A 10205-nucleotide genomic window follows, 5' to 3' on the forward strand; every position below is an offset into this window, starting at 1 on the left:
CAAGATTAGCCGATCTATTAGCCGATGAGTAGCGCTACTAACGGCCAAAAAGCGCACACGACCAGCGCGCTCGAAGACGAACGGGGCTAGACGCAGCATCCCATTCCGAGGTCCAACCACCCGACCTCGGTAGGCTGGCAGACGTTCGGCCACCCGGGCGCGAGGAGTGAACGTGGAATCTCAGACCGGCGAACCCGTCGTCAACATCCTGTCGGGAACCTCTGCCGAGGTCGTGATCGACGGCGTCTCAGAGCAGATCACCGCCGCCGACAGCCCTGCACTGCAGGCGCGCTTCGTCGAGGCCGTGCGGCAGCGCGCGGCATCCATCGGCGGCCCTGTCACCGCGACGATCGTCGAGGGCTCTTCGCGCTACCCGCTGATCGTCAACCCCGATGGGTCGACCGGCGATCAGAGCATCACGATCCCACCGCGGCCCGCGCGCGTGCCCGAGCCCGGCACCCTGACCGCGGCCGGCGCGCTGCAGCAGCGCTCGACCTCGAGCGGACCCAAGCCCACCGTCGACGACCTGCTGGCATCGCGCGACCAGCCCGCCGGCGATCGCGGCACGATCGGCTGGCCCGGCTTCGTGCGGCGCCTCACGGGCGGACGCGTCACGCTCAAGCCCAACAAGAAGGAACGCACGCTGCTCGATCGCGAGCGCACGGTCAAGCGCCGCCTCGACGGGTCGCGCACGATCGTGATCCTCAACCCCAAGGGAGGCGCGCACAAGACGACGAGCACGCTGCTGCTGGCCGAGACGCTCGGCAATCTGCGCGGCGGCTCGACCCTCGCGTGGGACAACAACGAGACCCGCGGCACGCTCGGCTGGCGGGCGCGCAGCACGCCCCACAGCAAGACCGCCGTCGATCTGCTCGACAACCTCGACCAGTTCGCCGACCTCAGCCGCGCGAGCCTCGCGCAGCTCGACGGCTACGTGCGTGCGCAGGTCGACTCGCGGTTCGATGTGCTGGCATCGGATGAGGATGCCGCGGCATCCTCCACCATCGACGCCGAGGCCTTCGACCGCCTGCACGCCATGCTCGGGCGGTATTACCGCATGATCGTCGTCGACACCGGCAACAACATGCGCGCCTCGAACTGGGTCGCCGCCGTCGCCGCGGCCGACCAGCTCGTCATCGTCTCGACGGTGCGCGAAGACACCGCGGCGAGCGCCGCGTGGCTGCTCGACGGCCTGCGCGAGAAGGGCTTCGGCGCCAAGATCGACGAGGCCGTGACGGTGCTCGCGTCGCCGTCCGACAAGACCGACCGCCGCCTGCGCAATCGTCTCGATTCGCACTTCGCGCAGGTCACGGCGGTGGTCGAGCACGTGCCGTACGACCCTGCACTCGTCGACGGCGGACCGGTCGACTTCGACGCGCTGTCACCCGAGACGCGGGATGCGTGGCTGACCGTCGCCGCGACGATCGCCGCGCGCCTCTGACTCAGACCGGCTCGGTCGTGCGGATCAGCCCGCAGTTCACGCACGACCACGCGACGAGGAACCGTTCGTCGTCGAGGATCTCGAACACGAGCGGGTCACCGCACGTCGGGCACAGGAGCGGGCTCGTCCGAGCCATCAGTCGAACGTGTCGGTCCACGACGCGATGTCGACGCCGTGGTTGTCGGGCGATGCGAGCGACCACCAGGCGGGCGCGTGCGCGTCGTCGACGAGCCGCCCGCCGGCGGCGAGCGCGGCATCCACTCGCGCCTGCGCATGATCCGCGGGCACGAACACGTCGAAGTGCGTGCGCCCACGCCCCGGATTGTCGCCGTCGATCGGGTTGAACGCGAGCTGCGGGCCCGTGCGGAGGGGGTCGACGGCATCCGTCTCGCCCAGCTCTTCGTACCCGAGCGCGGCGAGGAAGAACGGCCGCACGTCTGCCCGCGAGTGCTGCGCGACATAGATCCCGACGGTCTGCGCCCGTGACGGATCGGCGGCGAGCCCCAGGCCGGCGGCGGCCTGCGAGACCTCGGCGGCGAACCCGGTCGCCGCTGCCGGGATGCCGTCGTCACCGCGGTTCGGGATGCGCACGACCACCGCTTCTGGCCGCACGTCGATGTCGGGCAGCACGTCGAAGCGTTCGGCCGCCGCGGTGATCGGCGCGACCAGGCGTGCCGCGTCGGCGAGGGAGGCCGCGGTGAACACGGCATGCGGGCCGGAACCCGTGACGCGCCAGGCTTCGACGCCCGGGGCTCGATGGAACGCTGCCGGGGTGATCGATTCCGTCATCCAGGCCTCCTTCGCTCGCTGTCATGATGCCACGCGGCACGCGGCGAGCGTCAACCCCGCTGCAGGAACGCGGTGATGCGGGCGAGCGCGCCGTTCCAGACCTCGTCGACGAAGAAGTCGCGCACCTCGGGCACGGGGAAGCCGCTCTGCACGATGGACATGCGCGTGCCGTCGCCCTCGGGTTCGAACGTGATCTCGATGCGGGTCGCCATCGTCATGCCGTCGGGGCTCGATCCGCTCGACTCGGTGACGAGGCGATGCGGCCGATCGATCTCGAGGAAGGTCTGCGTCTCGCGGAACAGCGTGTCCTCGTCCGGACCCCACACCGCGGTCTGCGTGCCGCCGACCCGCAGATCGACCTCGATCTCGACGATGCCGGGGCGCTCGTCGAGGATCGAGAACCAGATCTTCTGCTTCTCGGCATCGGTGTACGCATCGAACACCTCGTCGGGGGTCGCGGGCAGTACGCGCGAGATGCGCAGCTCGAGGGGTGCGTCGCTCATCGGTCGGTTCCTTTCCGGAGTGTGAAGTAGGCGTCGAGGCCGTCGAGGCGACGCTCCCACAGGCGTTGGTAGTAGCTGATCCAGGCCATCGCGTCATCCAATCGCTCGCCGCCGAGGCGGCACTGCCGGGTGCGACCGATCTTCTCGGTGGTCACGAGTCCCGCATCTTCGAGCACGCGGATGTGCTTGGCCATGCCTGTCACGGTCATGGCCGCCGCGCTCGCGAGCTCCGACACGGGAGCCGGGCCGTCGCCCAGGCGCTGCAGGATGTCGCGGCGCGTGCCGTCGGCGAGTGCCGCGAAGGCCCGATCGAGTTCGGCTTGTTGAACCATGCGGTTCAGAGTAATCCTCATCGCACACGATCGCGCACCGCCGCGAGGGCGAGGGCCGACACGAGCCCGAGCTCGATGGCCGAACTGACGACGAGCCGGATGGCCAGCGTGTCGGGGTCGCCGAGTGCGGCGACGAGCAGCGCCGAAACGACGGAGACGATGGATGCCGTCATCCATCCCCTCTGCGTGCTGCGACCGAAGCGGAACGCGAGCACGATGGCGAGCGCGACGAATGCGAGCTGCGTGAGCACGAAGCCGACCTCGTGCACCGCGCCGTGCCAGCTCATGACGGGTGCGCCTGCGGGAGCACCGACGGGGAACCCCGCACCGCCGTCGGCGACGAATACGCCCGCGACGACGAGACCGACTCCCATGAGAGCGATCAGGATGCCGGCCCACCGTGTCAGCCTTCCGGCCGCGAGCACGCGGGCCAGGCCGATCCCTCCCCCGATGACCAGCAGACCCGTGACGACGAAGTTCAGGATCTGCACCCAGCCGCCCTCGCCGAGGCTGAGAAGGCTCAGGGGATGGAACGTCGGACGGAACCCCTCGCGCGTGAACGCCTGCAGCGCCCAGAGAACGATGAAGAGCGGCATCGAGACGGTCGCGCCGATGAGCAGGGCATGAGTCGAGCGCGTCATCCGCTTCTGAATAAGTTGAACCATGCGGTTCACTATTGCACACTGAACCGATAAGTTCAATATCAGATCTCGGTGGCAGCCGCGATGTCGGCGGGCGGTGGGAGGATCCGGGTCCGGGGAGCGACAGGAGGACGGGATGCGGGGCGAGGCGACCGTGCTGCACGCCGACCTCGACGCGTTCTACGCCTCGGTCGAGCAGCGCGACCAGCCTTCGCTGCGGGGGCGTCCGGTCATCGTCGGCGGAGGCGTCGTGCTCGCGGCGTCGTATGAAGCGAAGGCGCGCGGCGTGCGCACGGCGATGGGTGGTCGACAGGCTCGGGAGCTGTGTCCGGATGCCGTGGTCGTGCGACCGCGGATGGATGCGTACTCGGCCGCGAGCAAGGACGTCTTCGCGATCTTCCGCGACACGACTCCCCTGGTCGAGGGCATCTCGATCGACGAAGCGTTCCTCGAGGTGGGCGGCCTGCGCCGCATCTCGGGCACACCCGAGCAGATCGCGGTCCGCCTGCGCGAGCGCGTCCGCGTAGAAGTGGGCCTGCCGATCTCGGTGGGCGTCGCACGCACGAAGTACCTCGCGAAGGTCGCGAGCGCCGTCAGCAAGCCCGACGGCCTCATCGTCGTCGAGCCCGAGCGCGAACAGGAGTTCCTGCTGCCGCTGCCGGTCGAACGCCTGTGGGGCGTCGGCAAGGTCACCGGCGCCAAGCTGCACGGGCTCGGCATCCACACCGTCGGCGAACTCGCTGATCTCGAAGCCGCGACCGCCGAACGACTTCTCGGCCGCGCCGCCGGAGCCCACCTGCACGCGCTCGCGCGCCTCAAGGATCCCCGGCCTGTCGACACCACCAAGCGGCGCGGGTCGATCGGCTCGCAGCGCGCGCTCGGCAGCCGTCCGCGCACTCACGACGAACTCGACGTCTTCCTGACGCAGATCGTCGATCGACTCGGCCGCCGGCTGCGCGAGAAGGACCGCGTCTGCCGCACCGTCGTGCTGCGTCTGCGCTACGGCGACTTCGCGAAGGCGACCAGGTCGAGGTCGTTCCGCATCCCCTCCGATCGCACGGCACTGCTGCTCTCCGTCGCTCGCGGGCTGCTCGCTGCGGCGATGCCCGAGATCGAGGCTCGCGGGATCACCCTGATCGGGGTCTCTCTGACCGGCCTGGGCCGCGCCGACAGCGTGCCGCCAGAACTCGACATCGACTGGGATGACGGAGCCCGCCTCGACTCCGTGCTCGACACCCTGCGCGACCGCTTCGGTGCGGCATCCGTCGCGCGGGCGACGCAGCTCGGCCGCGACCCGGGCTGGTCGACGCCCGTGCTCCCCGAGCACGAATAGCGGGCGCTACTGCTCGATGAACCGCACCGGCATTTCCGTGATGTGCAGGCCCGACGAGCGGATGAGATCCTCGATCGCCGCATGCTCGCGGTCGGGTGCGACGATCTGGACCTTCTCGACACCGTCGGTCGGGGTGCCGGCGCCGTCGGCCCAGAAACTGGTCACTGCGTGCTCGTCAGCCAGCTCTCGGAGCAGCGCGAGGTAAGCAGCGCTCTCGCCGGGCTCGATCAGCATGCCGAGGTTCATCGAGTTGATCTCGACCGAATCCTGGGCATCGAGACCCGCTGCCGCGAGCCAGGCGTCCGAGTGTTCGACGAGCGGCAGCAGGTGGGCGTAGCCCGATACCGCATAGTCCTCGAGCGCGACGAGGGCGAACGTCCCCTCGAACCAGATCGAGGGCTGGATCGGGATGCCGGGGGCGAGTCGATCGGCGGCATCGACGACGCTCAGCGCGTCGAACCCGAAGTCCGGGCATCCGGTGGCGCGAGCCGGGAACTCCGTCGAGTGCAGGGAGACCTGCGCCGTGGCGGGAGTAACCACCAGGAAGGACCACGTCACCGGGTCGGCATACTCGTTCGCGCACGCGAGCTCGAGCAGGGCGGGCAGCCCGGCCGCGTCGACCGTGACCGCCATCCACGATGTCGGCGTCCAGAAGCCCGGCGCTTCGACCCAGCGCTCCTTCTCGACGGCCTCGACGTGCGGAAGAGCGGCGACCTGCTCCTCGAGCGCATCGAACTCCGCGCTGGGCCGATCGAAATGCGTCTCGTCGATCATCCAGCTGAACAGCACGAGGCCGCCGATCACCAGAGCACCCACGATCACTACGATGAGCGTGATCCATACGCGCTTGGCGCTCTTCGAGCGCGCGGGCGCGGCATCCGGTTCCGGATCCGCAGGTGCTTCGATCGTCGTCGACATCGCATCGTCTCCCCAGAGCGCTGCTGTCAGGTGGCATGAGCGTACCGCCCAGAGGTTGCGAGCGGGTGAACGCTCTAGAGTCTCAGGATGCGGATCGTCGTGTCGGGCACTCATGCGAGCGGCAAGAGCACGCTCGTCTCGGACTTCGCCCGGCGGCATCCGGACTTCACGGTCCTCCCCGATCCCTTCGAACTCATCGACGAGTCGTGGGATGCCCCGAGCGCAGCTTCCTTCGCGGCCCAGCTCCGCCTCTCCGCTGTGCGGCTGGATCCCCGCGAGGCGCCCGACGAGCTGATCGCCGAACGCGGACCACTCGACTTCCTCGCATATCTCGCGGCGCTCGAGGCGACGTCGGTGGACGCCGGATCTCGGGAGCTGTGGGAGCGCTCGGTCAGGGTCACCGCGGAGGCGCTGGCGAACGTCGATCTGATCGTGGTGCTTCCGCTGAATGCGGTGGACGGGATCGCGGCCGGAGCGGACGAGGACGAAGCGCTCAGAGGTGCGATGAATGACGCGCTGCTCGACCTCATCGACGACCCCGACCTCGTGGGCGACAGCACCCAGGTCGTCGAGATCACCGGCGACCGGATGCAGCGGCTGGCGCGGCTCGAGGCGGTCTCGCTCGGTGGAGCGTGATCAGGCCTGGACGCGCACAGCGCGATCCTCGAACCGCACCACATCGCCGATCTGCAGCTGACGGCCGCGACGGCGATCGACCTCGCCGTTCACCGTCACGAACCCGTCGATGATGGCTTCCTTGACGTCGCCGCCCGAGTCGAGCACGCCGGCGAACTTGAGGAACTGTCCGAGGCGGATGCCGTCGCCGCCGATCGAGACGTCTTCGATGGGCGCGGTCATGCCTTGAATGCTAGCGCGACGTGCCGCACGCACCGGTGTCGGCCGCGACGCATACACTCGGCTCGAAGGAGACCCCATGACCCGCGTGCGCATCGACCTCTTCGCCTCTCTCGACGGCTACACAGCGGCCCCCGACCCGGCCGTCGACAACCCTATGGGCGAGGACTGGGGTCCGCTCACCGCCGCGTACGCGGCGACCCGCACCTTCCGGCAGAAGGTCTTCGGCGACACCACCGGAGCGGGTACGACCGGGACCGACGACGCCTTCGCGGTCGCGTTCTTCGAGGGTGTCGGCGCCGAGATCATGGGCGCCGCGATGTTCGGGCTGCACGCGAACCCCGACGACGAGAACTGGAAGGGCTGGTGGGGCGACGAGCCCCCGTTCGGCTGCCCCGTCTACGTCCTGACGCATTCCGTGCCCAGGCCGGCAATCGAGATGGCCGGCGGAACGACCTTCCACTTCCGCAGCGGCGCGATCGACGACGTCCTCGCCGAGGCCAGCGTCGCGGCCGATGGCCTGGATGTGCGCGTGGGCGGCGGCATCCGCACCGCCCGCGAGTTCCTGCGCGCAGGGCTCGTCGACGAGCTCCACGTGACGATCGCGCCGATCGTGCTGGGGCGTGGCAACCGCGTGTGGGACGACCTCCGCGGGCTGGAGCACACGCACAACGTCACGACGGTCGTGGCTGAGAGCGGCACGATCCACGTGACTTTCACGCGCTGAGCGCGCCGGCGACGCCGGCGAGCGCAACCGCCGTCGAATCGATACGATAGCCGGATTGCCGCGGATCTTGCGCAGCATCCATCGCCTGAAAGACCGCTCCACCGTGTACTCACTCCTGCTCGCGATCATCTACATCGCCTTCATCAGCCTCGGTCTGCCCGACTCGCTCGTGGGCGCCGGCTGGCCGGTCATGCATCAAGACCTCGGCGTGCCGATCGCGTTCGCCGGCATCATCACGATGATCATCGCGGGCGGCACGATCCTCTCGAGCCTGGCCTCGGAGCGGATCACACGCCGATTCGGCGTCGGACTCGTGACGGCCGTGAGCGTCGGCATGACGGCCGCGGCGCTCGTGGGCTTCTCGGTCTCGGACTCGTTCTGGATGCTGTGCCTCTGGGCCATCCCGTACGGCCTCGGCGCTGGCGCCGTCGACGCGGCGCTGAACAACTACGTCGCTCTGCACTACGCCGCACGTCACATGAACTGGCTGCACGCGTGCTGGGGACTGGGAGCGTCCATCAGTCCGTTCATCATGAGCTTCGCCCTCACGCAGGACCTCGGCTGGTCGAGCGCCTACCTGATCATCGGCGTCGTGCAGGCGGTCCTCACCTTCGGGCTGCTGCTCAGCATCCCGCTGTGGAAGAAGGTCAACCCGCTCACGACGGCAGACGAGTCCGGGAAGCATGCGACGCACGTGCCGCTCGCGCAGGCACTGCGGATCCGGGGCGTCTGGCTGATCCTCACCGCGTTCTTCGCGTACTGCGCGCTCGAGAGCACGGCGATCCTGTGGGCATCGACGTATCTCGTGACGGATCGGGGGGTGGATGCCGCGACCGCCGCCGCCTTCGCCTCGCTCTTCCTGCTCGGCGTCACCGCCGGGCGGTTCCTCGCGGGCTTCTTCGCCGACCGCGTGGGCGATCGGTGGATGATCCGCCGCGGCTTCCTCACGGTCGGCCTCGGGATCGTGCTGCTCCTGCTGCCCGTGCAGACGACGGTGCTCGCGCTCGCGGGGCTCGTGATCGCGGGTCTCGGCTGCGCGCCGATCTACCCCGCGATCATCCACTCCACGCCGGTCAACTTCGGCCGCCGCAACTCGCAGGCCATCATCGGCGTGCAGATGGCCGCCGCCTACACGGGTTCGACGCTCGCACCGCCCCTCTTCGGCGCGCTCTCTGCGGGCACCGGTATGTGGATCTTCCCGCTCTTCCTCGCCGCGCTCATGCTGCTCGGCCTGCTGATGTCGGAGCGACTCAACCGCCTCGACCCCGGCGCGACCGCAGACGCCGCGGCGCCCTGACGATCAGTCCGGCACGTGGGCGGTCATCATGATCGAGACCAGGATGCCGGGCAGCTCGGGACCGAGTCTCGCGACCGCGCGAGCGGGCGGGTCCTGCGGGAAGACCTGGGCGTAGGCCTCGTTCATCCCCGCGAAGTCCGGCGGATGCGCGAGCAGCACGGTCACCAGTGCGACGTCATCCAGCGCGCACCCCGCCGCGCGGAGCACGGCCTCGCCATTGCGCAGCGCTTGGAGTGTCTGTCCTTCGATCGACTCGGGGCGTGACCCGCTCTGCGGGTCGACGCCGACCATGCCCGAGACGTAGACCGTCGAGCCGGCGCGGACACCCTGGCTGAACAATGGCGAACTCGGTGCGTCGGGTGTCGTGATGATCTGCCTCGACATGCCCAGGAGCCTACGCTCAGCCGCGAACGTCCTCTACCGGTCGCCTCGGATCAACGCTTCGACCCGATCGGCGAGTGCAGTCACCGGCTCTCGGCCGTCGAGCTCCACCGTCGCGCCGGCGCGAAGCAGCGGTTCAACCGTCCTCACATCATGGGCGATCCGCTCTCGATCCTCGGCTGTCGCCCCATACGGGTTGTTCGTGCGAGCGGACACACGCTCGAGCAGCACCTCCAGCGGCGCGCTCAACAGGATGACGGCGGCGAAACGGTCGTAGAAGCGGCCCTGATTCTCGACGGTGCCTTGCACGACGACCGCTTCATCGGACGCGAGGAGCTCCGTCATCCGCTCCTCGTCCCACCGACCGTCCGCGAGGACCCATCCGTCGTAGTCCGTGTCGACGACGCGACGACCGCGCCGACCGAGCTCGTCGAGGAGCGTCGACTTCCCCGCTCCCGACATGCCGGTGACGAGGATGTGCCGCGGCCGGATGCCGGCCACGACCTCGTCGACGATCTGCGCGAGCGGGCGATCGGCCTCGACGCGCAGGTGATCGCCCAACCAGGGTTCGAACTCCGCTGCTCGCCGCCGCACGTCGTCCCAGGTCGGTTCGACGATGCTGCGCAGATTCCGCTCGCGGACCGCCAGCCGCCGCTGATGCTCGGTCTCGTCGTCGAGCATCAGCAGCACGAAGGTCAGGGATGCGTTCGTCGCACCCGCCGCACGCCGCCACGTGTCACGAGCGATCTCGCTGTCGTTGACAGCATCCACCACCACCCTCAGGCCCAGCGCGAGGTTCTGCTCGGCCACCGCGCGCACCGCCTCATACGCGGCGGCGCCCGTCGTCCACGACCGCTCGAGTCCCCCGCCCAGCATCGCGTCCTCGACGGTATCGATCGAGAGGTGCACGGCGCCCGTTCGTCGGGCTACTTCGACCGCGACCGCGGACTTGCCCGTGCCTGGCAGTCCTGAGATCACGACGAGCATC

At 69.2% G+C, this 10205-nt stretch carries 14 protein-coding genes; 5 read left to right on the forward strand and 9 right to left on the reverse strand.

Going from position 1 to position 10205, the window contains the following annotated elements:
- The first annotated feature begins 172 nt into the window (after positions 1-172).
- On the forward strand, positions 173-1441 hold the full coding sequence (locus MA876_RS01125; protein WP_248145242.1) for a MinD/ParA family ATP-binding protein: 1269 nt from the start codon (positions 173-175) through the stop codon (positions 1439-1441).
- A 1-nt stretch (position 1442) separates the two neighbouring features.
- Here the strand turns inward: MA876_RS01125 and MA876_RS18845 are convergent, their stop codons facing one another.
- Genes MA876_RS18845 through MA876_RS01145 form a run of 5 tightly spaced genes read right to left on the reverse strand, consistent with a single transcriptional unit; the run spans position 1443 to position 3706 of the window.
- The gene (locus MA876_RS18845; RefSeq protein WP_275561558.1) at positions 1443-1577 is read right to left on the reverse strand and encodes a hypothetical protein; all 135 of its coding nucleotides are present in this window, start codon (positions 1575-1577) and stop codon (positions 1443-1445) included.
- Positions 1577-2230: a VOC family protein gene (locus MA876_RS01130; protein ID WP_248145243.1), complete on the reverse strand. Its 654-nt coding sequence runs from the start codon at positions 2228-2230 to the stop codon at positions 1577-1579. Before MA876_RS01130 ends, MA876_RS18845 begins: the two co-directional genes overlap by 1 nt.
- A 50-nt stretch (positions 2231-2280) precedes the next feature.
- On the reverse strand, positions 2281-2733 hold the full coding sequence (locus MA876_RS01135; RefSeq protein ID WP_248145244.1) for an SRPBCC family protein: 453 nt from the start codon (positions 2731-2733) through the stop codon (positions 2281-2283).
- A complete protein-coding gene (locus MA876_RS01140; RefSeq protein ID WP_248145246.1) occupies positions 2730-3065 on the reverse strand; it encodes an ArsR/SmtB family transcription factor in 336 nt (111 codons plus the stop codon). The genes MA876_RS01135 and MA876_RS01140 overlap by 4 nt, the downstream gene beginning before the upstream one ends.
- Positions 3066-3082: 17 nt before the next feature.
- The gene (locus MA876_RS01145; protein WP_248145247.1) at positions 3083-3706 is read right to left on the reverse strand and encodes a DUF998 domain-containing protein; all 624 of its coding nucleotides are present in this window, start codon (positions 3704-3706) and stop codon (positions 3083-3085) included.
- Between the two features lie 136 nt (positions 3707-3842).
- Here MA876_RS01145 and dinB point away from each other — a divergent pair, with 136 nt between their 5' ends.
- Positions 3843-5039 carry a DNA polymerase IV gene (gene dinB, locus MA876_RS01150; protein ID WP_248145248.1) on the forward strand — a complete coding sequence of 399 codons (1197 nt, stop codon included), beginning with the start codon at positions 3843-3845 and terminating at the stop codon, positions 5037-5039.
- 6 nt (positions 5040-5045) lie between these two features.
- Here the strand turns inward: dinB and MA876_RS01155 are convergent, their stop codons facing one another.
- Positions 5046-5957, reverse strand: a complete 912-nt coding sequence (locus MA876_RS01155) for a hypothetical protein (RefSeq protein ID WP_248145249.1) — start codon at positions 5955-5957, stop codon at positions 5046-5048.
- A gap of 87 nt (positions 5958-6044) precedes the next feature.
- On the opposite strand from MA876_RS01155, the gene MA876_RS01160 reads away from it, so the two are divergent.
- Positions 6045-6593 (forward strand): AAA family ATPase, encoded by a 549-nt coding sequence (locus MA876_RS01160; RefSeq protein ID WP_248145251.1) that lies wholly within the window; start codon positions 6045-6047, stop codon positions 6591-6593.
- Here the strand turns inward: MA876_RS01160 and MA876_RS01165 are convergent, their stop codons facing one another.
- A complete protein-coding gene (locus MA876_RS01165) occupies positions 6594-6815 on the reverse strand; it encodes an RNA-binding S4 domain-containing protein (RefSeq protein WP_248145254.1) in 222 nt (73 codons plus the stop codon). It lies immediately after the preceding gene.
- A gap of 76 nt (positions 6816-6891) precedes the next feature.
- Here MA876_RS01165 and MA876_RS01170 point away from each other — a divergent pair, with 76 nt between their 5' ends.
- Both MA876_RS01170 and MA876_RS01175 read left to right on the forward strand, forming a co-directional pair.
- A complete protein-coding gene (locus MA876_RS01170; protein ID WP_248145257.1) occupies positions 6892-7539 on the forward strand; it encodes a dihydrofolate reductase family protein in 648 nt (215 codons plus the stop codon).
- A 55-nt stretch (positions 7540-7594) separates the two neighbouring features.
- A complete protein-coding gene (locus tag MA876_RS01175) occupies positions 7595-8836 on the forward strand; it encodes an MFS transporter (RefSeq protein WP_248145259.1) in 1242 nt (413 codons plus the stop codon).
- Between the two features lie 3 nt (positions 8837-8839).
- Here MA876_RS01175 and MA876_RS01180 read toward each other — a convergent pair whose 3' ends face one another.
- Both MA876_RS01180 and MA876_RS01185 read right to left on the reverse strand, forming a co-directional pair.
- On the reverse strand, positions 8840-9220 hold the full coding sequence (locus MA876_RS01180) for a RidA family protein (RefSeq protein ID WP_248145262.1): 381 nt from the start codon (positions 9218-9220) through the stop codon (positions 8840-8842).
- Positions 9221-9253: 33 nt separating this feature from the next.
- A complete protein-coding gene (locus MA876_RS01185; RefSeq protein WP_248145265.1) occupies positions 9254-10204 on the reverse strand; it encodes an AAA family ATPase in 951 nt (316 codons plus the stop codon).
- Position 10205: the final 1 nt, after the last annotated feature.

The organism is Microbacterium aoyamense, assembly GCF_023155855.1.
Classification (GTDB): domain Bacteria; phylum Actinomycetota; class Actinomycetes; order Actinomycetales; family Microbacteriaceae; genus Microbacterium; species Microbacterium aoyamense.

Coding starts and splice junctions, on each gene's coding strand:
- MA876_RS01140 (WP_248145246.1), bottom strand. CDS start 3,065: ATGGTTCAACAAGCCGAACTCGATCGGGCCTTCGCGGCACTCGCCGAC.
- dinB (WP_248145248.1), top strand. CDS start 3,843: ATGCGGGGCGAGGCGACCGTGCTGCACGCCGACCTCGACGCGTTCTAC.
- MA876_RS18845 (WP_275561558.1), bottom strand. CDS start 1,577: ATGGCTCGGACGAGCCCGCTCCTGTGCCCGACGTGCGGTGACCCGCTC.
- MA876_RS01170 (WP_248145257.1), top strand. CDS start 6,892: ATGACCCGCGTGCGCATCGACCTCTTCGCCTCTCTCGACGGCTACACA.
- MA876_RS01155 (WP_248145249.1), bottom strand. CDS start 5,957: ATGTCGACGACGATCGAAGCACCTGCGGATCCGGAACCGGATGCCGCG.
- MA876_RS01130 (WP_248145243.1), bottom strand. CDS start 2,230: ATGACGGAATCGATCACCCCGGCAGCGTTCCATCGAGCCCCGGGCGTC.
- MA876_RS01135 (WP_248145244.1), bottom strand. CDS start 2,733: ATGAGCGACGCACCCCTCGAGCTGCGCATCTCGCGCGTACTGCCCGCG.
- MA876_RS01160 (WP_248145251.1), top strand. CDS start 6,045: ATGCGGATCGTCGTGTCGGGCACTCATGCGAGCGGCAAGAGCACGCTC.
- MA876_RS01180 (WP_248145262.1), bottom strand. CDS start 9,220: ATGTCGAGGCAGATCATCACGACACCCGACGCACCGAGTTCGCCATTG.
- MA876_RS01165 (WP_248145254.1), bottom strand. CDS start 6,815: ATGACCGCGCCCATCGAAGACGTCTCGATCGGCGGCGACGGCATCCGC.
- MA876_RS01185 (WP_248145265.1), bottom strand. CDS start 10,204: ATGCTCGTCGTGATCTCAGGACTGCCAGGCACGGGCAAGTCCGCGGTC.
- MA876_RS01145 (WP_248145247.1), bottom strand. CDS start 3,706: ATGACGCGCTCGACTCATGCCCTGCTCATCGGCGCGACCGTCTCGATG.